This is a genomic window from Rhodoferax sp. (genome assembly GCF_028688795.1).
Classification (GTDB): domain Bacteria; phylum Pseudomonadota; class Gammaproteobacteria; order Burkholderiales; family Burkholderiaceae_C; genus Rhodoferax.
On sequence record NZ_JAQTXM010000022.1, the window covers coordinates 39,815 to 63,592 of the forward strand.

The 23,778-nt window shown below is 59.1% G+C and carries 25 protein-coding genes; 11 read left to right on the forward strand and 14 right to left on the reverse strand.

What is annotated here, in order from left to right:
* The first annotated feature begins 118 nt into the window (after positions 1–118).
* Both PHQ58_RS15820 and crcB read left to right on the forward strand, forming a co-directional pair.
* Positions 119–526, forward strand: coding sequence for a helix-hairpin-helix domain-containing protein (locus tag PHQ58_RS15820; RefSeq protein WP_300112521.1), 408 nt, complete (start codon positions 119–121; stop codon positions 524–526).
* An 82-nt stretch (positions 527–608) separates the two neighbouring features.
* Positions 609–992 (forward strand): fluoride efflux transporter CrcB, encoded by a 384-nt coding sequence (gene crcB / locus PHQ58_RS15825; RefSeq protein ID WP_300112523.1) that lies wholly within the window; start codon positions 609–611, stop codon positions 990–992.
* Between the two features lie 33 nt (positions 993–1,025).
* On the opposite strand, the gene PHQ58_RS15830 is transcribed toward crcB, so the two are convergent.
* From PHQ58_RS15830 to PHQ58_RS15850, 5 genes are all read right to left on the reverse strand, one after another.
* Positions 1,026–1,325, reverse strand: a complete 300-nt coding sequence (locus PHQ58_RS15830; RefSeq protein ID WP_300112524.1) for a hypothetical protein — start codon at positions 1,323–1,325, stop codon at positions 1,026–1,028.
* Positions 1,326–1,383: 58 nt separating this feature from the next.
* Positions 1,384–1,638 carry a MoaD/ThiS family protein gene (locus PHQ58_RS15835; protein ID WP_300112526.1) on the reverse strand — a complete coding sequence of 85 codons (255 nt, stop codon included), beginning with the start codon at positions 1,636–1,638 and terminating at the stop codon, positions 1,384–1,386.
* Positions 1,639–1,755: 117 nt separating this feature from the next.
* Positions 1,756–3,129 (reverse strand): FAD-dependent oxidoreductase, encoded by a 1,374-nt coding sequence (locus PHQ58_RS15840; protein WP_300112528.1) that lies wholly within the window; start codon positions 3,127–3,129, stop codon positions 1,756–1,758.
* Between the two features lie 185 nt (positions 3,130–3,314).
* Positions 3,315–5,168: an aldehyde ferredoxin oxidoreductase family protein gene (locus PHQ58_RS15845; protein WP_300112530.1), complete on the reverse strand. Its 1,854-nt coding sequence runs from the start codon at positions 5,166–5,168 to the stop codon at positions 3,315–3,317.
* A gap of 69 nt (positions 5,169–5,237) precedes the next feature.
* The gene (locus PHQ58_RS15850; RefSeq protein WP_300112532.1) at positions 5,238–5,714 is read right to left on the reverse strand and encodes a 4Fe-4S dicluster domain-containing protein; all 477 of its coding nucleotides are present in this window, start codon (positions 5,712–5,714) and stop codon (positions 5,238–5,240) included.
* Positions 5,715–5,950: 236 nt separating this feature from the next.
* Between PHQ58_RS15850 and PHQ58_RS15855 the strand changes: the two genes are divergently transcribed.
* A complete protein-coding gene (locus PHQ58_RS15855) occupies positions 5,951–7,096 on the forward strand; it encodes a sigma-54-dependent Fis family transcriptional regulator (RefSeq protein WP_300112534.1) in 1,146 nt (381 codons plus the stop codon).
* Here PHQ58_RS15855 and PHQ58_RS15860 read toward each other — a convergent pair.
* The 4 genes from PHQ58_RS15860 to modA form a co-directional block, all read right to left on the reverse strand.
* Entirely contained in the window at positions 7,093–7,887 is a 795-nt protein-coding gene (locus PHQ58_RS15860; protein WP_300112536.1) for a TOBE domain-containing protein, read from the reverse strand. The genes PHQ58_RS15855 and PHQ58_RS15860 overlap by 4 nt on opposite strands.
* A gap of 92 nt (positions 7,888–7,979) precedes the next feature.
* Entirely contained in the window at positions 7,980–9,080 is a 1,101-nt protein-coding gene (gene modC / locus PHQ58_RS15865) for a molybdenum ABC transporter ATP-binding protein (protein ID WP_300112538.1), read from the reverse strand.
* Entirely contained in the window at positions 9,077–9,769 is a 693-nt protein-coding gene (modB, locus tag PHQ58_RS15870; RefSeq protein WP_300112540.1) for a molybdate ABC transporter permease subunit, read from the reverse strand. Before modB ends, modC begins: the two co-directional genes overlap by 4 nt.
* Before the next feature lie 60 nt (positions 9,770–9,829).
* Positions 9,830–10,585, reverse strand: coding sequence for a molybdate ABC transporter substrate-binding protein (gene modA / locus PHQ58_RS15875; protein WP_300112543.1), 756 nt, complete (start codon positions 10,583–10,585; stop codon positions 9,830–9,832).
* Between the two features lie 166 nt (positions 10,586–10,751).
* On the opposite strand from modA, the gene PHQ58_RS15880 reads away from it, so the two are divergent.
* Positions 10,752–10,946 (forward strand): hypothetical protein, encoded by a 195-nt coding sequence (locus tag PHQ58_RS15880; protein WP_300112545.1) that lies wholly within the window; start codon positions 10,752–10,754, stop codon positions 10,944–10,946.
* Positions 10,947–10,957: 11 nt separating this feature from the next.
* On the opposite strand, the gene PHQ58_RS15885 is transcribed toward PHQ58_RS15880, so the two are convergent.
* Positions 10,958–11,539, reverse strand: coding sequence for a TIGR00730 family Rossman fold protein (locus tag PHQ58_RS15885; protein ID WP_300112617.1), 582 nt, complete (start codon positions 11,537–11,539; stop codon positions 10,958–10,960).
* Between the two features lie 290 nt (positions 11,540–11,829).
* On the opposite strand from PHQ58_RS15885, the gene PHQ58_RS15890 reads away from it, so the two are divergent.
* Both PHQ58_RS15890 and PHQ58_RS15895 read left to right on the forward strand, forming a co-directional pair.
* Entirely contained in the window at positions 11,830–12,537 is a 708-nt protein-coding gene (locus PHQ58_RS15890) for an AzlC family ABC transporter permease (RefSeq protein WP_300112547.1), read from the forward strand.
* A complete protein-coding gene (locus PHQ58_RS15895) occupies positions 12,534–12,854 on the forward strand; it encodes a branched-chain amino acid transporter permease (RefSeq protein WP_300112549.1) in 321 nt (106 codons plus the stop codon). Before PHQ58_RS15890 ends, PHQ58_RS15895 begins: the two co-directional genes overlap by 4 nt.
* Positions 12,855–12,952: 98 nt before the next feature.
* On the opposite strand, the gene PHQ58_RS15900 is transcribed toward PHQ58_RS15895, so the two are convergent.
* Positions 12,953–14,932 (reverse strand): sigma-54-dependent Fis family transcriptional regulator, encoded by a 1,980-nt coding sequence (locus PHQ58_RS15900; RefSeq protein ID WP_300112551.1) that lies wholly within the window; start codon positions 14,930–14,932, stop codon positions 12,953–12,955.
* A 304-nt stretch (positions 14,933–15,236) separates the two neighbouring features.
* Here PHQ58_RS15900 and PHQ58_RS15905 point away from each other — a divergent pair, with 304 nt between their 5' ends.
* Positions 15,237–16,757 carry an aldehyde dehydrogenase family protein gene (locus tag PHQ58_RS15905; protein ID WP_300112553.1) on the forward strand — a complete coding sequence of 507 codons (1,521 nt, stop codon included), beginning with the start codon at positions 15,237–15,239 and terminating at the stop codon, positions 16,755–16,757.
* Positions 16,758–16,984: 227 nt separating this feature from the next.
* Positions 16,985–17,383 carry a DUF779 domain-containing protein gene (locus PHQ58_RS15910; protein ID WP_300112555.1) on the forward strand — a complete coding sequence of 133 codons (399 nt, stop codon included), beginning with the start codon at positions 16,985–16,987 and terminating at the stop codon, positions 17,381–17,383.
* Between the two features lie 47 nt (positions 17,384–17,430).
* Here the strand turns inward: PHQ58_RS15910 and PHQ58_RS15915 are convergent, their stop codons facing one another.
* The 3 genes from PHQ58_RS15915 to PHQ58_RS15925 all read right to left on the reverse strand — a co-directional run bounded on the left by PHQ58_RS15915 (position 17,431) and on the right by PHQ58_RS15925 (position 19,807).
* Entirely contained in the window at positions 17,431–18,234 is an 804-nt protein-coding gene (locus PHQ58_RS15915; RefSeq protein WP_300112557.1) for an extracellular solute-binding protein, read from the reverse strand.
* Between the two features lie 41 nt (positions 18,235–18,275).
* Complete coding sequence (locus PHQ58_RS15920; protein ID WP_300112620.1) at positions 18,276–19,004, reverse strand: ATP-binding cassette domain-containing protein; 729 nt, start codon at positions 19,002–19,004, stop codon at positions 18,276–18,278.
* 62 nt (positions 19,005–19,066) lie between these two features.
* Positions 19,067–19,807 (reverse strand): ABC transporter permease, encoded by a 741-nt coding sequence (locus PHQ58_RS15925; RefSeq protein ID WP_300112623.1) that lies wholly within the window; start codon positions 19,805–19,807, stop codon positions 19,067–19,069.
* 109 nt (positions 19,808–19,916) lie between these two features.
* Between PHQ58_RS15925 and PHQ58_RS15930 the strand changes: the two genes are divergently transcribed.
* The 3 genes from PHQ58_RS15930 to PHQ58_RS15940 all read left to right on the forward strand — a co-directional run bounded on the left by PHQ58_RS15930 (position 19,917) and on the right by PHQ58_RS15940 (position 23,747).
* On the forward strand, positions 19,917–21,131 hold the full coding sequence (locus tag PHQ58_RS15930) for a substrate-binding domain-containing protein (protein ID WP_300112559.1): 1,215 nt from the start codon (positions 19,917–19,919) through the stop codon (positions 21,129–21,131).
* 162 nt (positions 21,132–21,293) lie between these two features.
* Positions 21,294–21,896: a TRAP transporter small permease subunit gene (locus tag PHQ58_RS15935; protein ID WP_300112561.1), complete on the forward strand. Its 603-nt coding sequence runs from the start codon at positions 21,294–21,296 to the stop codon at positions 21,894–21,896.
* A complete protein-coding gene (locus PHQ58_RS15940; RefSeq protein WP_300112562.1) occupies positions 21,897–23,747 on the forward strand; it encodes a TRAP transporter large permease subunit in 1,851 nt (616 codons plus the stop codon).
* Positions 23,748–23,778 lie beyond the last annotated feature (31 nt).

Genomic DNA, 23,778 nt, shown 5'->3' on the forward strand with positions numbered 1-23,778 from the left:
GTCTGTTTTTCACCCCCTTGTCAACCTGCTGCGCCTTACACTCGTTAAGTTGCTGGCAGATGCACAAGCATTCGGCCACACACAACCCCTTATCTTTCAAACCCCCTGGAGTTCATTCATGTTGAAGAAAATTTTGGCCATCGTGGCCATGCTGTATGCCGCTGCTTGTTTTGCCGCCGTGGATGTCAACAAGGCAAGCGCCGCTGAGCTCGACAGCATCAAAGGCATTGGCCCCGGCATTTCCACCAAGATTCTTGATGAACGCAAAAAGGGTACTTTCAAGGACTGGAACGATCTGGTTGAACGCGTCAAAGGCGTGGGCGAAGGCAACGCCGCCAAGTTTTCAGCGGAAGGCATGACCATTAATGGCGAAGCCTTCAAGGGTGTGGCGCCAGCCGCCAAGAAGGCCGACGCAAAAGTAGTTAAAGCTGAAGCCGACAAAAAGGCCAAGGAAGAAAAAGCCGCTGCCAAGGCGCCAGCAAAAGCTGAGGCAGCCAAACCAGCCGCCAGCGCCGCCAAAAAATAAGCCACACGTTGAGTGACTTAAAGGCCCGCTTCGGCGGGCTTTTTCATGTGCGCCCGACCCACCTCAGTATGATGCGGTCCTTATGATGTCTGTCCTTGCCATTTGTCTCGGTGCCTGTGTCGGAGCGCTGGCGCGCTGGGGTTTGGGCTTGTGGCTCAACCCAGGCGCGGTGATTCCGCTGGGCACCCTCGCCGCCAACTTGGTTGGTGGCTATTTGGTTGGTATTGCGGTGGCCATTTTTCAGGCCATGCCACATTTGGATCCGGCCTGGCGACTGGCCATCATCACCGGCTTCTTGGGTGCCCTCACCACGTTTTCAAGCTTTTCAGCAGAGGTGGTGGGGCTGTTGGGGCAACAGCGGTACCTGCTGGCTTTTGGCACCGCTGCCGCGCACTTGTTTGGCTCTCTGCTACTGACCGTGGCAGGCATCAAGACTGCTACTTATTTTATAGCTTATAACACTTGATTAACAAGGGATACAGGCTGGATTACTATAAATTTAACCGCCGCCACGCTGCATGTACAAATCAAAACGCGTCATGAACGCGTGACGCGCAAGGTCTTCAACGCCAGCAAAGCGAAAGCTCACCAGCAAGCGCGGCAGGCTCACCAGACCAATCACCCGTGGCTCACCCACCTGCCATTTCAGGCCCAATGCACCGTCGCCAAGGCGCACACCGGCTGTGCCTGGTTGCAGTTTCCAGTGCAGGTCTCCCACGGCTGCGGGCAGCCAACGCAACCAATCTGCCTCGGTGCAGGACATATCGCGCTCGAACCGTTCCGGATAAAAAGACTGCATATTTGATAGCTACTAACGCATATTTTACTTGGTATAGAGGCCAATTTGATATATAAAATCAGCCGCCAGCAATGGGCGGCCAAATGGCCAGCACGTCGCCTTCAGCCAGTGTCCGGGTCACACGCTGGTCTGGGGCCACGTAGGTGCCATTGACCAGCACCAGGTGCACCAATTTTTCAGGCAAACGGTGCTGCGCCACCAGTTGCCCAATGCTTGTGTCTGGCGCAATGTCAAGCTCCACCAGATTGGTGTACTTGGCCTCTGGCGGCAGGTAGTCGGTCAAAGAAGCGAACAGTTTCAGGGTGATCTTCATGGTCGGCTTAATGGTTTTTTTCAAGGATGCTTGCCGTGTGGCTGTTGACTAGTCGGTGATGTGACGACGCAGCAAGACCGTTGCGACTTGTCACGCCGACCTTGTTCACCCATCACTTTAGCGCCGGCGCTCGTCTTGTGCGCCCGACCAGTCGCCTTGCCCTTGTGCACTGGCCAAGTAGGCTTCCATTAGCAGCGTCGGGTCTTTTTTCAAGGTGTCGGCCCACTCGCCAAGTTTGATCTGGCCTTCCACCAGCCCACGCATCACGCCCACATGGGCAGTCCAACCCACCGAGTTGCACCCCACCAGCACATCGTCCTTGAACTGCAGGCTCAAGTGGCGGCCAGCGGCCTTGTCTGTCAGCTCCACATGCGCGCCACCGGGCACGCCTTGCCAGTCACCAAAACTGGCCGAGATCAACCCTAGGGTGTCGAGCACGTTGATTTGCGTCACGCCTTTGAGCTCGGTGGTGGGTGGCAAGCCCTTCGAATAAGCCACCATGTTGGCCGCCGCCACACGGGCTTGCTCTGCCGCATTGGGCTGGATCGCGCTGACAATCATCTTGCCAGACACTTTATCGAGGGCTTCCGCGCAATCACCGGCGGCATACACGCCTGGCACGTTGGTTTGCATGTGCTCATCGGTCAGCACCCCAAGCAGGCAGGTGATGCCTGAATGCTCCAAGTAGCCAATGGCCGGGCGCACACCGGCGGCGCTGATGACCAGATCGGCCTGCATGGTGGTGCCATTGGAGAGCTTGACATTCAACACTGGCGCAGATGCGGCCGCATCAGATGAGCCAATACCAATCGTGCTGGCAATTTTTTCCAGCAGGCTGGGTTCGGCAGCGGCTTGCGGCGCAATCGACTCCACACGCGTGCTGGTGAACACTTCCACACCTTTGGCATCCACCCAGTCGCGGATCATGCCGCCGGCAGTGGGGCCCATCATCCGCGGCACCATGCGGTCACCCATTTCGACCACACTCAATTTCACGCCACGGGCGGCCAGCGCTTCCATGATGATGCAGCCGATGAAGCCGGCACCCAGTTGCAGCACGCGGGCACCTGGCTTGGCCAGCTTCATGATGGCGCGGGCATCCGCCAGGGTCCAGCAGGTGTGCACGCCGGATGACTTGATGCCGGGAATGGGCGGACTCACCGGGTGCGAACCAGTGGCCACCAGCAAAGTGTCATAAGCCAGGGTTTCACCATTCTCAAGCACCACTGTTTTGATAGCAGCCTGCACAGATTTCACCCGGTTTTGAACCAGTTTGATTTTCAAATCAGCAAAATGGCTGGGGCTTTTGCGCAGGTAGGTGCCCGACTCGTCAATGTTGCCCATCAACAAGTAGGGAATGGCCATGCGCGAATAAGACGGCTCGGGCTCGTCACCAATGAGGGTGATGCTGTCCAGCGGGGCCTGTTTGCGGATGGTTTCAGCGGCAATGACACCGGCCGGGCCGGCGCCAAGGATGACGTGGTGGGTCATGGTTGTTTCTCCAGAAAAAAGCGGTCGCTAAAGACCGCTTGTTTGTTGCTAGTGACTGAGCGTCCACACAATTCGGTGCTGAACACGTTGGGGTCCGGTTTATTGGGGTCTGAGCACGCTTCGTTCTCTGCGGTGATCCGACCCCTGGACTTGGGGTTTTGCCAATAAACCTGCGCTGCTTAGCTCTACAGGCTCAGGCGTTCTTTGGTGGCTGCTGTTGGGCGGCCTTCAGAATCCCAGCCACGGGCTTCGTAGTACAGCGGCAGCATCGTGGCCAACTCGTTGAACTTGCCCTTGGCCGGGCCGGTTTTGCAAGCTTCAGCCGCTGTGGTCAGGCGCGCGGGCAGGCTGTCATCGGCCTTGGTAAAACCAGCACGGTTGTTGAACTCACGCTCCATGTTCCAGATGCGTTCGCCAATTTTGGCCAACTCTTCAATGGTGTACTGGTCACCACAAGCGGCTGAAATTTGCGGCGCCAGGTCTTGCAGACCCCAGGCAAAGGTGGTGAAGATGCACAGGCCAGATGAGTCAAACGCCGCCGTGGCGTCCTGGAATGCTTTGACCAACTCAGGTTTACCTTGCGATTCAAGCGGATCGGTCTTGACCGGGATGCCCAGAATCTCGGAGGCAATGGTGTAGCCGCGCAGGTGGCAGCCACCACGGTTTGACGTGGCATAGGCCAGGCCAATACCCTGGATGGCGCGCCCGTCATAGGCCGGGAATTCCTGACCCTTGCTGCTCATGCTGAGTTCCGGGTGACCATATTTGGCGGTCAGGCGTTTCGAGCCCTGCCCAATTTCCTTGCCAAAACCACGGCCATTGACGGTTTCTTCAGCCAAAAACGCCAGTGCATGAGCCGAGCCAAACGGCGCTTCAATACCGATCTGCTCTTTGGTCAACACGCCCATACCGAAAAGCTCCATCACCGCGCCCACCGTGGCACCAAAGCTGATGGGGTCAATGCCTTCTTCGTTGCACAGCAGGTTGGCGTACTGCAGGCATTCCAGGTCATTCACACCGTTGGCGGCACCCAGCGCCCAGGCGGCTTCGTATTCCAGGCCACCGTTGGCACCACGGTATTGCGGCTTGTTTTCGATGGTGAAGTGGCCTTCGTCCATCTTGCTGATGCGCCCACACGCAATGGTGCAGCCAAAACAGGCCTGGTTGGTCACCAGGTGCTTTTTGCCGTCGGTCTTGCGTGGCGTGGCCATGGCTTCAGCGCCAATGTCTTTGGCCCCTTCAAACTGGTTGTCCTGGTGATTGCGGGTAGGTAGGCCACCCACTTCGTTGATCACGCTCATCAGCACTTGCGTGCCCATGGCAGGCAAACCGGTACCGGTGACACCGTTGTCGGCCAGCACTTTTTTGGCGGCTTTGGTGGCTGCCATGAAAGCTTTCGGGTCTTTGATGTTGCCCACGCCTTTGGTGCCGCGCACCGCAATGGCCTTGAGGTTTTTACTGCCCATGACAGCGCCTACGCCAGAGCGGCCAGCGGCACGGTGCAGGTCATTCACCACTGCGGCAAACAGCACACCGTTTTCACCGGCCTTGCCGATGCTTGACACGCGGGTCAGCGGGTCTTGCAGACCCTTCTTGATGATCTCTTCGGTTTCCCAGACGCTTTTGCCCCACAAATGAGCTGCATCACGCAGTTCAGCCAGGTCGTCATTGACATAGAGGTAGACCGGCTTGGCCGATTTACCTTCAAAAATAACCATGTCCCAGCCCGCCATCTTGAACTCGGCACCCCAGTAGCCGCCCGAGTTCGAGCAGGCAATGGCGCCGGTGAGCGGGCCTTTGGTGATGACGGTGTAGCGGCCACCGGTGGAGGCCATGGTGCCTGTCAGCGGGCCGGTGGCCCAAATGATTTTGTTGTCGGCAGACAAGGGATCTACTGTGGCGTCGACTTCTTCGACCAGGTACTTGGTACCCAGGCCACGCGAGCCAATGTAGGCTTGCGCCCAGTCCATATTGAGGGGTTCAGACTTGACGGTACCGGCGGTCAAGTTAACGCGGAGGATTTTTCCAGCCCATGACATGATTGTTTCTCCTAAAGTGTCGGGGTCAGAGCACGTTTGCTGCGCAAAGTGGTCTGACCTACAAAATTTTTAAACTGCTGTTGCTTGGTTGCCAAGCTTGTCGGCCCACTGTTCCATCTTGCCCAGACCCGTCCAGTTGGCATCAATGAAGGTGATGGCGCCGGTAGGACAGGCATCGGCACAAGCCGGGTCGCCACCGCACAGGTCGCACTTTTGCACCTTGCCGGTTTCTTGAACGTAGTTGATGGTGCCAAACGGGCAGGCGATGGTGCAGACCTTGCAGCCCACACAAGTGGCTTCATTCACCACTTTGGCGCCGGTGAGCTTGTCCACTGTGATGGCTTCTACCGGGCACGCATGCAGGCACCAGGCTTCATCACACTGGGTGCAGGTGTAGGGTACTTTTTTGCCGGTGTGGTGAAAGTTAAATACCTTGATGCGCGATTTGGCTGTGGCGAAGGTGCCGTAGTTCTCGAAAGAACAGGCCATTTCGCACTGCAGACAGCCTGTGCATTTGTCTGCGTTGATGTGCAACACCTTTTGCATATTGAGGTCTCCTGAGTAATTTAAAAAACCAAACAGCACCTATGCAATGCTGTTCCTATGAAATTTTCTACATAGCGATTGTTGGAGTTTGGCGCCCGATACCACCTAGGGCTAACCCTGATAGCAACAGGGCAATGGCCAGAAAATCTCAAAATGAGACAACCTCAAAACGTCAGTTTGGTGCCCTGAAGCCAGCGCTTTCGTAATGCGCTAAATTCGGTGCAACCGCAAACGTTATGAAATCAGCCAACCCCACAACAAACCTGGCGAGCCCGTCGCCGCGTCTGGCACGCATTGCCCAGGCACGGCAGGCTCTCCTGCTTGAAGGCAAACCACCCGCGCCCGGCTGGGTTGCGCCCTGGGTTGAGCGCTCATGGCAGCGCTGCCTTGGGCTGGGGCTGCAGCCGCACGCCAAGGTCGCGTTTGATCAGGTCAGCGACCCGCTGCTGCGTCACACGCTGGAGGCAAATCATGGCTTGATCCAGGCGGCGCAACCCATTTTGCAAAGCCTGGCCCGCGCCATTGTCAACACCCGTTACTTTGCCATTTTGACGAATGCCCAAGGTGTGGTGGTGGATGCCTGTGGCGCCATTGACCACGCCGACCGGCGCGCGCACCTGATCACCCGTGTGGGCACCGATCTGTCAGAACACAGCATTGGCACCACCGCCATTGGTACGGCATTGACCGAGCTGCAGCCGGTCTGGCTGCACCGGGGTGAGCATTTTTTTGACAGCACGTCAGCCTACAGCTGCGCTGGTGCCCCACTGTTTGGCCCGGATGGCAGGTGTGTCGGCATGCTCGACGTGACTGGTGTGGACGCGCAGGAGCGCCCGGAACTCAAGCACTTGGTGATGCAATCGGCCAGCAAAATAGAAAACGCCCTGGTCACCGCCCAACCCCACGTTTTGATGCTGCGGCTGAATTGGCCAGGCAACGCTCTGGGCAATGATGCCGACAGCATTTTGTGTCTGGATGCGGAAGGGTGGATCACCGGAGCCAACCCGGTGGCACGCCAAATGGTGCCGGGCCTGCCCACCGCTGGTGAGGCCGCGGTGCACGTCAGCGAAGTGTTTGGCCTGCCGTTTGAGCAACTCTTTGATGCGGCCAAACGCCCGGCTCACGCTCTGGAGTTGCCCTTGTGGAGCGGTCTGCGGCTGCAGGCGCAAGCGATTACTCGCGCGCATGAAACGCAAAACTTGCAAGCTACCCCCAATGTCAACGCCAACCCCGCCCTGGGCTTGCGCGATGTCGAGGCCGCCATGATCCGCAAAGCCTTGGAAGACACGCGCGGCAACGTGGGCCAGGCGGCACGCGCTCTGGGCATCAGCCGTGCCACGCTGTACCGCAAGCTCGGCCCAAAGGACAAAGACCCGGCTTAACCAGCCAGCCCCACCACCAGCGCCGCCGGGCTCATGCGGGCTACCGCGCTCTGTCCCGCCACTGCGGTGAACGGATGCGTGGCAAAACCCACCCAGTGGCCACCGCCTTCAAGCGCCAGCACCACTTCGTCGCGCCCCTGGCCCGGGGTCACACGCTCCACCAAGCCAACAAGCTGGCAATCGTCAGGCATTGTGGGGTCGGTCAACGCCGACGCAGTAGCGCCAATTTCTGCCAAGGGCTGCACCCGCACCGCCGTCGCCTTGCAGAGCACCTGTACCGCCAAGCCGGACGCCAGGCCCAGCAAATCCGCACTCTCCCAGGTCACGCTGGATTGCAACAAGGCACCACCCGGCGTTTGCAGCGTCACCGTGGCCATGGGGTCAAACGGCGCCAGCGCCTCACAACGCAGCACCGTGCAGGGCAACTGGTTGCGCATGCTGGTGCGCAGGCCCAAACCACTGATAAGCGCCGCCCCACCGGCAAAGCGCGAGAGCACTTGACGGCGCGCAGCGGCCAGCTCGTCGGCCAGCACCAGTAGCGCCTGGCCCTGCACCGTGATACGCGCGCCACCGCCGCCGCTGCCACCCACGGTGCGATCCACCAGCGCCACACCACTCAAGTTGGTCAGTGTGTCAAGGGCCTGCCAGGCCGCTTTGTAGCTGATACCCACCTCACGCGCAGCCTGGCTGATAGAGCCCGACTGCCCCACCAGCCGCAACACCTCCAGCCGCTTGTCGCTGGCAGGGTCACGCAAGGCATCGTTCAGGGTGGCGCAGCTTTCAGTGTTCATACGGAAATTGTGTCACATCAAATTTGATAGCTTCTAGCGCTTATTTCAAAAGGGCTAGAGGGCTATTTTTTATATAAATATCGACTCACGCCTCAGCGCACCAAAGCCACACCCTTGATTTGCGCGAACACCGGCAAGCCGGGAACAATGCCGAGCTTGCGGGCCGACAGCAAGCTGATACGCGACAGCAGACGTGTACTGCGCCCGACATCGCCCAACTGCAGGCCCACCAGCACTTGGGCGAGCCCATCGTCCACCACATCCACCACGGTGGCGGGCAAGATATTGAGCACGCTGGTGCGCTGCGGCCAATCCAGCGACAGACTGATGTCGCGTGCCTGGATGCGCATGCGCACCTTCGTGTTCGGCAGCAGTGCCACCGCGCGGGTTTGCGGCAACAACAAGCAACCACCATCAAAATCCATGACACACATGCCCTCGCTGGGGGCAGCACCACACACACGTGCCTCCACCAGCGCTGAGGCGCTGTCGCCATGGGCCAGTGGCAAGTCGGTGCGGGTCAGCATGTCAATCACCGGGCCGTACCCTTGCACGCGGCCAAGGTCCAGCAGCACCACCTCGTCCGCCAGATGCGCCACCTCGTCCACTGAGTGGGTGATGTACACCACTGGAATGTCCAGCCGCTCGTGCAGCTGTTCCAGCCACGGCAAGATTTCGGCCTTGCGGGCGGCATCCAGCGACGCCAGTGGCTCATCCATCAGCAACACACGGGGGCTGGCGGCCAAGGCACGGGCGATGGCGACGCGCTGGCGTTCACCGCCCGACAGCTCATGCGGCATGCGCGCCAGCAGATGACCGATGCCCAGCAATTCCAGGCCGTGGTCCCAGCCATGGCGGCGCTCGGCCTCAGGGGTACGCTTGAAGCCGTATTGCAGGTTGGCTTTGACGTTCAAGTGCTCAAACAGGCTGGCCTCCTGGAACACATAACCCAGTGCACGCTGGTGCGGTGGCAAAAAGACGCGCTGGGCACTGTCTTGCCACAGCTCGCCAGCCACGCTAATGCGCCCTTTGGCCTGCGGTTCCAACCCTGCCAGCACGCGCAGGCAAGTGGTTTTGCCCGAGCCCGAGGGCCCAAACAGCGCGGTCACGCCACGCCCGGGCAGGTTCAAATCCACATCCAGCGTAAAACCGGCGCGCTCAAGCGTGGCACGCAGTTGCAGTTCACTGCTCATGGCGCGCCCTTCAGTGCACGCTGTTGACGCTGGTTGTAGGTGTGCAGCGCCAGCAGCACGCCAAACGAAAACACCAGCATCACAGCAGCCAGGCGGTGGGCCTCGCTGTATTCGGCGGCTTCCACGTGGTCGTAAATCTGCACCGACACCACGCGCGTCACACCGGGGATGTTGCCCCCGACCATTAGCACCACGCCAAATTCACCTACGGTATGCGCGAAGGTCATGATCGCCCCGGTGATCAGCCCGGGCCGACACAGTGGCAGCACCACGCTGAAAAACGTGTCAAGCGGCGATGCGCGCAGCGTGGCCGCCACTTCCAGCGGGCGCGTGCCCATGGCTTCCATGGCGTTGTGGACGGGTTGCACCATGAAGGGCAGCGAATAAAACACCGATGCGGTCACCAGCCCCGCAAACGTGAAGGGCAGAACCCCCAGACCCAGCGCCTGCGTCCACTGCCCCACGGGGCCATGTGGCCCCATGGTCACCAGCAAGTAAAAACCCAACACCGATGGCGGCAACACAATTGGCAACGCAACCAAAGTGGTGATGGGGGTTTTGAGCCACGAACGTGTGCGTGCCAACCACCAGGCAATGGGCACACCCAGCACCAGCAGTATGCCGGTGGTCATCATGGCTGCCTTGAGCGTCAGCGCGATGGCTTGCAGATCGGATTCAGTCAGGAGCATGGGTCAGCAAGTGCAAAGTTGGTTGGCTAAGGGTGCAGGCATCGACATGGCCAACGCACTTCAAAGCTCGTAGCCGTAGGAGCGGATCAGGTCTTTGATGTTGGGGCTTTTCAGCAACGTCATCAGCGCCTGGGCGGCTTCGTTGGAGGCCGATTTTTGCATCACCACGGCGTCTTGGCGGATTGGGTCGTAAAGATTTTGGGGTATCACCCACATCGATCCGCTTTTGAGTTTGCCGACTTCGAGCACCTGCGACATGGCCACAAAACCGACATCAGCGTTGCCGGTGGAGGCAAAGGTAAAGGTTTGGCCAATGCTTTCGCCCTGCACCAGTTTCGGCGTGAGGATGGCGGTCAGGCCCAGCTTGTTCATCACCTGCACCGTGGCGGCCCCGTAGGGCGCGACCTTGGGGTTGGCGTAAGACACCTTGCCCAGATTAGAGGTTTTCAGCACATCGCCTTTGGCATCCACGCGCTTGGCATCGGCCGACCACAACACCAGTTTGCCGGTGGCGTAGGTGAAGCGGCTACCAGGTTGACCCAAGCCCTCGGCCTCCAGCTTTTCTGGTGTTTTGGTGTCAGCAGCCAGCAACACGTCAAACGGTGCGCCGTTCTTGATTTGTGCGTACAGCTTGCCGGTGACACCCAGCGTGACCTTGAGGGTGTGGCCGGTGGTTTTTTCCAACAAAGCGGCAATGGCCTTGATGGGCTCGGCAAAGTTGGCGGCCACAGCCACTTGGGCTTCGGCGGCCAAGGTGCTGGCGTGGGCGACCACGGCCAGCATGAGGATGGACAGGGTACGGGTGGTGTGGCGCATGGGATGTCTCCGGGAAGTAATCAAACGAATGGTGCTGGATGCATGGCTTGACACATACCGCGTTATTCAAAAATAGAATAGCGAGTCTAGCAAGTTGGTGAATACCCCCTTCAACCCACCGTTGCAACCCATCTGACCCAGGCGCTCGCCGCACTGTGGTCCACCCATGATTTACTTCACCCACGCCGAGATTGACCAGCTCATCACTGAAGGCCTGCCGCTGCACGACGAAACCACGCGGGCGCTGGGTATGCCCGACGTGCCCGGCACACTGAGCAACACCGAGCGTTTTTGCCGGGGCTGGACGTGGCCGCGCTGGCGCCACGGGTGTGGACATTTTGGTCACCTCCAACCCCTATAAACCTCAGCAGCTCAGGTTTCATCCTTGTCCAGCCACTTTTGCACGCCTGGCGGCTGGTAGCTGGCAAACCGGTCCAGCAAAGCCACGGGTTCCTGCTCAACGATCAACACCCCGCGGTGCTGCGGTTTCAGAAATTGCTCTGCAGCCGCATGGTCTAGAAACGTCGTCAACCCATCGTAATAACCCGCCACGTTCAGCAAACCACAGGGTTTGGCATGAATGCCAAGCTGGGCCCAGGTCCAGACCTCAAAAATCTCCTCAAACGTGCCGATGCCACCCGGCATGGCAATGAAGCCATCAGAAAGTTCGGCCATGCGGGTCTTGCGCTCGTGCATGGATTGGGTGATGTGCAGCTCGGACAGGCCTTTGTGCGCCACTTCCTTGCGTGCCAGGGCGTGCGGGATCACGCCCACAGCTCTGCCACCAAGTTGCAACACGGTGTCAGCCACCAGGCCCATCAGCCCGATGCTGGCACCGCCGTAGACCAGGCCAATGTCTCGCTGCACCAGCGCCTGGGCCAAGGCGCGCGCGCCATCAGCGTAGGCATCAAGTCGGCCAGGACTGGAGCCGCAATAGACACAGATATTTTTCATGGCGTGCGCTTCAACTGCGCACACGACGGTGGCCGCTTGTTTGATCAACACATCTTCGGGCATAAATTCTTCCGGTTGCGGCAATGTCAGCCAGCAGGGGGGCGGGCTACATCCAATGCCGTCTTTTCATGCGTTCATTATGTTCGCGCTGGTACCCAGACATCATCCTGCGCACATGGCAAGTCGCTCAAGGGAGATCAGCCGGCCCTTTGCCGTGTAGCCGCCCAACTTGCCACAGGGTGGGGCTGCTACATTCTTGGCTCTGCCCCTTTAGCGATTGCTCCTGTTTCATGCCTGCCACACCTCCTGACGCGCCACCGCCAACCGCCCCCGCCATTTCCGTCCTCTCACTTTCGGTGCCCGTGGCCATGGGTTACATCCCGCTGGGCATGGTGTTTGGCTTTTTGTTTGTGCAGGCAGGCGCGCCCTGGTGGCTGGCACTTACCGCCAGCGTGTTTGTTTACGCCGGTGCTTCACAGTTCATGATGGTGCCGATGCTGGCGATGGGTTTGCCGGTGGCCTCCATCGCCTTGGCCACGCTGGTGGTGAACCTGCGCCACATGTTTTACGGCCTGTCGTTGCTGCAAAAAATACCCACCCAGCCCTGGGCGCGCTGGTACCTGGTGTTTGCGTTAACGGATGAAACCTATTCTGTGCTGACCACCTTGCCACCAGGTACAAGCGCCGGCCAAATGGTGCTGCTTGCGCTGATGAACCAAGGCTGGTGGGTGTTGGGCACGCTGCTGGGTGCGGTGATTGGGTCGCAAGCGCAAATTGGGCTGGTGGGGCTGGACTTTGCCCTGGCGGCGCTGTTTGCCGTGCTGGCAGTGGAGCAATGGCGCAGCGCGCATTCAACTGCGCCGCTGTGGGTGGCGGTGGTCAGCTACGGTGTGGCCTGGGCCGTGATGCCGCAACAGGCGCTGCTGATCGCCATAGCCTTGAGTGTGCTGGCGGGGTTGTTCTGGCCAAAGTCTGCCGCCACCGAGGTGACGCCATGATCGACACCACTTACGCCTTGGGTGTGATAGCCGCCATGGCCTTGGTGACCTTTGGCCTGCGCGCCCTGCCCTTTTTAGCCGCGCGTTTTTTACAGAGTCACCCGCTGGTGCAGCGCCTGGGGCGCTTTTTACCGCTGGCCATCATGACGCTGCTGCTGCTTCACACGCTGGTAGGTAGCGCCAAAGAAAACCCGTCCGGGCCTTGGGCTGAACTGGCTGCCATCGCGACCGTCATGGCATTGCAATGGTGGCGCAGGCAGCCGCTGCTGAGTATTCTGGCGGGCACAGCGCTGTATGTGATGCTGCGCAACGCCTAGCAACCAGGCACTGATCGCCAAATTATTATATAAAATCAGGCTGTAGCCCTTATTAAATAATCGCAAGCAGCTATTATTTATATAGCTACCGATACCACTCATTCACCCAGTTTGCGGTAGAGCGTCTGGCGGCTGATGCCAAGGGTGCGCGCCGCTTGTGACATGTTGCCACCACTGCTGTGCAATGCGCGTTGAATCGCCAAGTGCGACAACTGATGCAGGTTTTGCGTTGACGCGTCGGTCACGGATGACCGTGTTTGCGGCGTTTTCGGTTGTGTCGGTGGCGCCACTTCAGCTGGCGGTTTGGCGGCTTGCGCGGCAAGCTCTTCAAGCAGGTCATCCGACATATGGTGCCAGTCAATCCTCAGCTCATGTGGCTCCAGCATGGCACTGGCGGTGCGCAAGGCGTTGGCATATTGGCGCAAATTACCCGGCCAGGGGTGACGCGCCAGGCGGGCCATCAACTCGGGGGCCACATGCACCTTGCGCTGCGGATTCAGGTCGGCCAGCAGGCGCTGCGTCAGCACGGCAAAGTCGGTGCGCTCACGCAGCGGCGGCAGCTGCACCATCAAGCCGTTGATGCGGTAATACAAGTCACTGCGAAAACGCCCCTGCTCTGCCGCCTCACGCAGTTTGCAATGGGTAGCGCAAATCAAGGCAAAGTCCACGGCCACGGCCGGGCCACCCCCGAGCGGACTGACCTCTCGCTCTTGTAACACGCGCAGCAGGCGCGCCTGCAGGGGCAACGGCATGTCGCCAATTTCATCCAGAAACAGCGTGCCGCCGTGGGCCTCCCGCAGGCGGCCCGGGTTGCCGTCGCGCCGGGCGCCGGTAAAGGCACCCGGGCTGTAGCCAAACAGCTCGGCTTCAATCAGGTTCTCGGGCACGGCGGCGCAGTTGATGGCCACAAATGGCTTGGCGCGGCGCGGCCCACTGTCATGCGTAGCCCGTGCAAAAAGCTCTTTGCCCACACCGGATTCGCCCTGAATCAGTAGCGCAATCGGCTTATCTGCCACGCGCCGGGCTTTGTCGGCGGCGCTGCGCCAGCGCAAGTCACCCGTGTCCAACTGTGCCAACGCATCCGCAGCACCCAGTTGCCCGGCCGCTTGAGTTGCCACCGGCGACTGTGGTGCAAGGCCATGCCAGCCCAGCGTGGCTGCATCATGCTGCACCAGGGCGAACAGTGCCGTGCCATCACGCCGGCGCACCTGCACCGGTTGGCCCGGGTGCCGCTTGTGCTGCAGCAGCAGTGCGTCCAGTGACATATCCAGCAAGGTCTTAACCGGCACGGCGCCCAGGTCGGCAATGCTCAAGCCCAGCTGCACCAGTGCGGCCCGATTCGCCCCCACCACCCAGCCGTCGCCAGACAGCGCCAAAATACCCTCGGCCACCGTGCCAATGCCCTCGCGCTGGGCGTGCAGATGAAGCCGGATATGCTGACGGCAAGTGGCCCCCATCAGGCGGTTTTCAATCAGCCGCGCGGCCATGCTGACCAAACCGTAGGTGTGCGGATGCCCGCCGCAGTGGTCACCCGAGATGTCCAGCACTCCCATGAGCTCACCGGTGGCCGACACAATGGGCGCGGCGGTGCAGGTTAAGAAGTCATTGCGCTCAAAGAAGTGTTCACCGCCATGGATCTCGATGTGACTGCGCTCGGCCAGCGCGGTGCCGATGGCATTGGTGCCCCGGTGTTGCTCGTGCCAGGACGCACCGTTTGACAATGCCACCTGCTGCGCACGCTGCAAAAAATCAGTACGGCCCAGCGTGTGCATCAGAATGCCCTGCGCATTGGCCAATATCACCATGCTTTGGCTGTCCTGCACCTGTTCAAACAACACCTCCATCACCGGGCGTGAATGCACCAGCAATTCGTGCTGGCTGGCCATGATGCGGCTCAGTTCAGCGGCGCTGGGATGCGCCGTGTCACGCGCCGGCCCATTCGGCAACAGCCCGGCCGCCAAGCTGCGCTGCCACGACCGCGCCACACTGGCATCGAGTCCCTCAGGCGGACAGTCGCCGTGTTCCAGAAAGTGCAATCGGGCCTGGCGCAAAGCCGGGGCGGTGGGCGGGGTGCGCAACGTGGTGTCTCCTGTGCAGGGGGTTAATCTGCTCGTTTTTGTTGGCGCAATGGTAGTCAGCAAAGCATGGCCTGACGATATGAAAGAGCGTGCATAGAGCACCTGCGCCATGACTGTCACAGAACTTGACAGGTGTTCCACAGCAAGACACCCAGTGCCCCACTTGGGCATCTACATCTTTATAAAAAGTTGTTTGAAATCAACGCTTTTGGCTGGCCTTGCGGCGTTGGCACGCAACTTGACTCATGACATGGCCCGCAAGGGAAACTTTTATCCATTCATCGCAAAAATTCAGGAGACACACATGATCTACGCAGCCCCCGGCCAAGTCGGCGCAAAAATCGCCTACAAATCCCGTTATGACAACTTCATTGGCGGCAAATACGTGGCCCCGCTCAAGGGCGAGTACTTTGACGTGATCACCCCCATCAGCGGCACGGTCTACACCCAGGCCGCACGCTCCGGCGCGGAAGACATTGAGCTGGCACTCGACGCTGCCCACGCTGCTGCGGATGCCTGGGGCAAAACATCGGTCACTGACCGTTCCAACATTCTGCTGAAAATTGCCGACCGCATTGATGCCAACCTGGAGCTGCTGGCCTACGCCGAAACGGTAGACAACGGCAAGCCCATCCGTGAAACGCTGGCCGCTGACATTCCCTTGTCAAGCGACCACTTCCGCTACTTTGCCGGTTGCATCCGCGCGCAAGAAGGCGCGTTGAGCGACATCAATGAAACCACCGTGGCCTACCACTACCACGAGCCGCTAGGCGTGGTCGGGCAAATCATTCCCTGGAACTTTCCGATTCTGATGGCCGCCTGGAAGCTGGCCCCAGCCCTGGCTGCAGGTAACTGCGTGGTGCTGAAACCCGCTGAATCCACCCCCATCAGCATTTTGATTTTGCTGGAAGTTATTGGCGACCTGTTGCCCCCAGGCGTGCTCAACATCGTCAACGGTTTTGGCCGCGAAGCCGGTATGCCGCTGGCCACCAGCAAACGCATTGCCAAGATTGCTTTCACTGGCTCCACCTCTACCGGCCGGGTGATTGCCCAGGCTGCTGCCAACAACCTGATTCCGGCCTCACTGGAACTCGGCGGCAAGTCACCCAACGTGTTCTTTGCCGACGTGATGGACAAGGACGACGGTTTTCTGGACAAAGCCATTGAAGGCCTGGTGCTGTTTGCTTTCAACCAAGGCGAAGTTTGCACCTGCCCGAGCCGCGCGCTGATTCAGGAAAGCATTTACGACAAGTTCATGGAACGTGTGCTGCCACGCGTCAAGGCCATCAAACAAGGCAACCCGCTGGACTCTGAAGTGATGATCGGCGCCCAAGCCTCCAAAGTACAACTGGACAAAATCCTGGCGTACATGGACATCGGCAAACAGGAAGGCGCACAAGTGTTGGCCGGCGGTGCCCAAGCCATGCTGGCGGGTGATCTGGCCGGTGGTTATTACGTGCAGCCCACGCTGCTCAAGGGCCACAACAAAATGCGCGTGTTCCAGGAAGAAATTTTTGGCCCCGTACTGGCCGTGACCACCTTCAAAGACGAAGCCGATGCGCTGGCACAAGCCAATGACACGCTGTACGGTCTGGGTGCTGGTGTCTGGAGCCGCAATGGCAACGTGGCCTACCGCATGGGCCGCGCCATCAAGGCCGGCCGGGTCTGGACCAACTGCTACCACGACTACGCGGCACACGCTGCGTTTGGCGGCTACAAAGAGTCCGGCATCGGCCGCGAAACCCACAAGATGATGTTGGATCATTACCAGCAAACCAAGAACCTGCTGGTGAGCTACAGCGAAAGCAAACTGGGTTTCTTCTGATCAACTAACTGACCTTGCTTTAACTCGCGGCACGCGTTGGGTATTTGACTACGCGAATGTCCCCCGGTTTGGGGTTTGGGGCTTGCCCCAAACCCCCTCCTTTATTTGGCAAAACCCCAAGTGCACGCTACGTCAAACACCCAACGCACGCCGCCCGACATCGCCTGAAATTTCTCAAGCAAGGGGAGCGGTTCATGGGCGTTTATGCCATTTTTTTGGAGAACCACATGGTTGACAAAGTCATTGCCACACCCGCTGCACTGGAACTGATTGCCTTCCTGAAGACAAAACACGGCCCAAATCTGATGTTTCACCAGTCGGGTGGTTGCTGCGACAACAGCGCGGCCAACTGCTACCTGCTGGGTGAAATCACCATGGGTGCGGGCGACGTGCTGTTGGGTCAGATTGGCGGCTGCTCGTTTTACATCGGCATAGCGCAGTACCAATACTGGAAACACACCCAGCTGATCATCGACATGATCGATGGCAGCGGGGGTGATTTTTCATTGGAAACGCCTGAGGGCAAAGGCTTTCTGACACGTTCACGGGTGTTTACAGCCGAGGAACTGGCCGAACTAGAAGCTGCTGATGCCGCAGCAGCCCTGAAGGCAAGTGTTACGCCGTAAGACCAGCACCTTAAGCAAGTGCCGAAAACGGCGCGGCCCTCACTTCACTACTTGGCTGCGTTCGGGAAAAACAGCTGCTCGCCACCTATTTTGTAGCTGGCAATCGCGGTTTGACCCGCGCTACCCGTCACCCAATCAACAAACTTCTGGCCGTCTGCGGCCTTCACATGAGGGTGTTTGGCGGGGTTCACCAGCATCACGCCGTATTGGTTGAACAGGCGTTTGTCGCCTTCCACCAGCACCTTCAGGTCGCCTCGGTTTTTGAAGTTCAGCCAGGTGCCACGGTCGGTCAGCACATACGCACCTGTGCTGGACGCCATGTTCAGCGCCGGGCCCATGCCGCAGCCGCAGGCCTTGTAACCGGTGCCTTGTTTGTCAGTCAGCTCTGCCATCGTCCAGAAACGCAACTCGGCGGCGTGAGTGCCGCTTTTGTCACCGCGGGAGATGAACTGGCCATTGGCTGCAGCGATTTTCTTCAAAGCTTCCACCACGTCACTGCCCTTGGCATGCACCGGGTCAGCGGCCGGGCCCACCACCACAAAGTCGTTGTACATGACCTCAAGGCGCTTCACGGCAAAGCCCTCGGCCACGACTTTTTCTTCTGCCACCTTGTCGTGCACAAATAACACGTCGGCATCGCCTCGGCGGCCCATGTCGATGGCCTGTCCGGTGCCCAAAGCAACCACTTTGACATCAATACCACTGGCTTTTTTGAACTCGGGCAACAGCACCGAAAACAAGCCGGACTGCTCGGTCGAGGTGGTCGATGCCACCACAATCGACTGCGCCTGAACGCTCAGCGTCGCGCCCAAAGTGGCTATTGAAAATATAGCTACTCGCGCATATGGCATAAGCGCTACAGGTCTAAAAAGCTTAAAATATTTCACAGTTTTCATACAAGTTCTCCTTTGACAAAAAGATGGGCCGCCGGATACTGCAACTGCAGCAACGGCCCGCTAAAAAAATCATTGACTGGCAAATCGGCCAGCACGCGGCCTTGCTCCAGATAAATGACCCGGCTGGCCAAGCGCTTGACCTGACCCAGGTTGTGGCTGGCAAAAATGAGCGTCATGGCGTCAGGCCCGCTGGAAAACTCTTCGATTAAGGCCTCAACCTCGCGCTTGGCGTGGGGGTCCAGGCTGGCGGTGGGTTCATCCAGCAGCAACACCTGCGGACGCAAGGCCCAGGCGCGCGCCATGGCCACACGCTGCTGTTGCCCGCCTGAGAGTTGGCGCGCACTGCGCTGCGCCAGATCGGTCAGGCCGACCCTTGAAAGCGCCTCAAGCGCCAAGGCTTTAGCCGCGCCCCAAGCCGTGCCACGCAGCCACAGCCCCAACGCAATATTTGCCTGCACCGACAAACGCATCAGGTGCGGCTTTTGAAACAGCATGGCCTGGCGTTGCTCCGTTGCCGCGTGCATTTGCCCTGCCGTGGGCAGGGCCAAGCCATGCAGCAAGCGCAGCAGTGTGCTCTTGCCGCAGCCATTGGCCCCAACCAGAGCCACACGTTCACCAGAATCAATGGTCAGGGAGACTTCTGACAAGGCCCGTACGGCACGGTTCGGCTGACCAAAATGCACACTGGCAGCTTTCAACGCAAACACTGGCGCCGATGCAGGCATGTGGCGCAGCTCAGGCGCAGCAGCAAATGCGCTGGCATCCTTACCCATCAAACCGGCCGGCTTCAAACCGCCACCCCAAGCGGCGAGGTGGCCGCACCACCAAGCTCCTGATGCTCACGCCAGCGCCGCACCAACGCAATCAGCACATTGAGCAACAGCACCACACTGAGCAAAATCAACCCCAGGCCCAGCGCCAGCGGCAGGTCACCCTTGCTGGTTTCCAGGGCAATGGCCGTGGTCATCACCCGGGTGAAACCGTCTATATTGCCACCCACAATCATCACCGCACCCACTTCAGACACAGCCCGGCCAAATGACGCTATCAACACCGTCAGCAAAGCGTAGCGCTCGTCCCAGGCCAGCAGCAGACTGCGCATCAGCGGGCTGGCCCCAAGCGACTGCAACTGTTCACCGTGCAGGCCCTCAGCATCTTCGACCGCTTGGCGCGTGAGCGCCGTCACCACGGGCAGCACCAGCACGGCTTGCGCCATCACCATGGCCTTGAAGCTAAACAGCCAGCCCAAATAGCCCAGCGGCCCGGTGCGCGACAGCAGCAGGTAAATCACCAGCCCCACCACGACCGAGGGCACGGCCAAAAAAGTGTTGAGCAGCGTCAGCACCGCACCACGCCCGGCAAAACGCGCCACGCCTAGCCAGGCCCCCAGCACCAGGCCCAGGCCGCAGGCGATCAGGCAAGCCGTGGCGCTGACCGACAAAGAGCGACCCACGATGGTGAGCAAACCTGAATCCAGGTCGGTGATGAGTTGCAGCGCGGTCGCGGCGCTTTCGTAGAAGGAAGTCAATGGCAAGAGCGGCTGAAGTTGAAATATGGGTCTGCCAAAGGTGACTCAAGGGCGTTTACAAGTTGCGGTATCGTAGCCATTGATCTAATCACTGACCATATGAACCACTGTGCATAGGCTTCAATTCCACTACACCCTGTCACGCGACAGCAGCCCGGCGCTGGTGCGCAATCCCTTGATTGACCTGCTGCAAGCTGTGTCAAGCCAAGGCTCTATTTCTGGTGGCGCACGCGCGCTAGGCTTGAGTTACCGCCACGTCTGGGGTGAGCTCAAACGCTGGGAGACCGAACTGGGCAACAACCTGGTGATCTGGGAAAAAGGCCAAAGCGCACTGCTGACCGAATTCGCCAACAAACTGATGTGGGCCGAACGCCAGGCACAGGCCCGGTTGGCCCCGCAAATCGAAGCCTTGCGAGCCGAGCTGGAGCGCAGCTATGCGCTGGCCTTTGACGACAGCGTGCATGTGGTCACGCTCTACGCCAGCCACGACGATGCCTTGTCCCGCCTACGAGAATTCGCCTTGCAGTCGGGCAGCAATGCCCTGGATAATGCAAATTCAATAGCTGCTAGCGCTTATTCCATGGGATCTACGGCCTTAAATGGTTTAAAAAACTCAAACCCGGTAACGCCTGAAAAACTGCACCTGGACATTCGATTCACCGGCAGCGTGGACGCCATTCGCGCCCTGAACGAAGGCCGTTGCGTGATGGCGGGCTTTCACACCCTGCAAGACACCGGCAAAAAGACCCTGACCGAGCGCACCTACAAGCCGTTGTTGCAACCAGGCCAACACAAGATCATCGGCTTTGCCCAGCGCACGCAAGGGCTGATGGTGGCCAAGGGCAACCCACTGCGGTTGCAATCGCTGCATGATGTGGCGCACACACAAGCGCGCTTTGTCAACCGGGTGCTGGGCAGCGGCACGCGCGTGGTGTTGGACGACTTGCTGGCGCAGCATGGTCTGTCTGCAACTCAGTTCAACGGTTATGAGCACGCCGAGCCGTCACACGCCGCCGTGGCCAATGCGGTGGCCTCGGGCCAAAGTGATGTGGCGCTAGGCATTGAAGCAGCAGCCCTGGGTGCGGGGCTTGACTTTGTACCCCTGGTGCATGAGCGTTACCACTTGGTCTGCCTGAAATCAGCCTTGAGCCAGCCGGGCATGGTGCAATTGCTGCAACTGCTGCGCACCCCCGAATGGCAGCGCGCCGCGGCGGCCATTGCGGGCTACATACCGTTGCAGAGCGGCGAGGTACTGACCATGCGCCGGGTGTTGCCATGGTGGGATTTCCCGGACAAGAAATCGGCCACGGAATCAAGCCGCTGACATCAGGGAAAACACCCACAAGACCCCCCAAATAATTTCAGCCCACCACCTAAAATTATTCAGGCTTTGCCCCGGGGTGAACCGCTAAACTTCGGCGGCCCCAATACTGCATCACACCATTACCGTGGTGGCCGTGCAAACAATTCAAACAATGGAGACACCATGCCCTTCCTACTCTCGCTGTCCCGGCTGATTGACAAAATCAGCACCGGGGTCGGCAAACTCACCATGTGGCTGATTTTGGCCACCACCCTGATCAGCGCTGGCAACGCACTGGTGCGCAAAATTTTCAACAGCAGCTCCAATGGCCTGCTTGAGATTCAGTGGTATTTGTTTGCCGCCGTGTTCATGCTGGGCGCGGGTTATGGGTTCCTGCGCAACTCCCATGTGCGCATTGACTTTATTTCTACCAAGCTCGGGGAGCGCACCCGCAACTGGATTGACGTGATCGGCATTGTGGTGGTTTTGATGCCGTTTTGTGTCATCGCCGGGACACTCGGTTGGTCGTTTTTCTATCAAGCATTTGTCAGTGGTGAAATGTCGCAAAACGCCGGTGGCCTGATCCGCTGGCCAGCCTACGCCCTGATTCCACTGGGTTTTGGTTTGTTGTTGATGCAGGCCACCTCAGAGCTGATCAAACGTGTGGCCTTCCTGACCGGGGCCGGGCCCGATGTCCTCAGTGGCGAAGACGCCAAGTCTGACGACCAGAAAAACGCCGAAGCTCTTGAGGCCAAGTTGGCTGAAACCTTGGCAGGAGTCAAATAAATGCAGACAACTTTTCTGGCACAACAATTTGTGCCGCTGATGTTCATGGGTTTGTTTGCACTGCTGCTGACAGGTTTCCCTGTGGCGTTTGGCCTGGCCGCTTGCGGACTGGGCTTTGGCTGGATTGGCATTGAAGCCGGTATTTTTCCAGCCGCCATGTTCCAGGCGCTGCCACTGCGTATTTTTGGCATCATGCAAAACGACACCCTGCTTGCCATTCCGTTCTTCACCTTCATGGGGATTATTCTGGAGCGAAGCGGCATGGCCGAAGACTTGCTGGAAACCGTAGGCCAGGTGTTCGGCCCGGTGCGCGGCGGCGTCGCCATTGCGGTGATTTTGGTCGGCGCCCTGCTGGCAGCCACCACCGGCGTGGTTGCCGCAGCGGTGATTTCCATGGGTTTGATCTCACTGCCGGTGATGCTGCGCTATGGCTACAGTCGCACCATTGCCACCGGGGCCATCACGGCATCCGGCACGCTGGCACAAGCCATACCGCCGTCGCTGGTGCTGATTGTGCTGGCTGACCAGTTGGGCCGTTCGGTGGGTGACATGTATTCCGGCGCACTTGTGCCGGGCCTGTTGCTGGTGGGTTTGTACATTCTTTTCATCGTGGCCACGGCCATCTTCAAACCGGCCTTGGTGCCCGCGCTGCCACCTGAGGCCCTGCTTTTCAAGGAAGATAACGGCAAGTCGGGCCACCGCTCGTTGCTGGTGCTGGTGCTGGTATGTGCGGCAGTTGGCTACAGCTGGGCGCAGGTGCATGACGGTCTGATGACCAGCTGGCTGGAACGCGCCACCAAGTCACCCGGTGATGAAATTGTGATTCTGTCCATGACGCTGGCATCTCTTACCGGTCTGGGCTTGGCAATCGTCAACCGCGTCACCAATATGGGGTTGCTCTCCAAGCTGGCAGAACAAGTGACCTTTGTGTTGATGCCGCCGCTGATTTTGATCTTTCTGGTGCTCGGCACCATCTTTTTGGGCGTCGCCACACCAACCGAAGGCGGCGCCATGGGCGCTTTGGGCGCACTGATTCTGGCCAAGGGCAAAAGCCGCCTGAGCATGAGCACATTGACACAGGCACTTGAAAACACTGCCAAGCTGGCCTCGTTCGTGCTGTTCATCCTGATTGGCTCCACGGTGTTCAGCTTCACGTTCAACGCTGCTGACGGTCACATCTGGGTGGAACACCTGTTCAAGGACATGCCTGGCGGCGCCTGGGGCTTTTTGATTGTGGTGAACATTCTGGTATTTTTTCTGGGCATGTTCATTGACTTCTTCGAGATTGCCTTCATCGTCATCCCGCTGCTGGCCCCGGTGGCCGAGAAAATTTTGCCTGGCCTGATCCCTGGCATGACCCCCGACCAAGCCATGATCTGGTTTGGCGTGATCATTGCCATGAACCTGCAAACCTCGTTCCTGACGCCGCCGTTTGGTTTTGCGCTGTTTTACTTGCGCAGCGTGGCCGCCAAGTTTGACTACAAGGACCGCGTGACTGGCAAAACCATTGCCGCCGTGAAAACCACCGAAATCTACAAGGGTTCGATTGCTTTCATCCTGTTGCAGTTGACCATGCTGGTAGCGATCATGGTGTTCCCAAATCTAGTGACAGGTGGCATTGAAAAAATTGAAACTCTCAGCGCCGAGCAGATCATGGAACAACTGCAAATGCCGGGAACCGAAGAGGAGCCGGCGGCTGAACCCGCAGCAGATGCGCCAGCAGACGCAGCTTCTGGTGCTGAAAATGCGCTGGATGCAGCTGCCGGTCCGGCCGATGCCAAACCCGACGACAACGACCCGATGAAAGCCATGCTGGAAGAAGCCAACAAGGACGCTGCAAAAAAACAGTAACCCGGTTTGCTTAACCCAAAGAAAAGGGCCT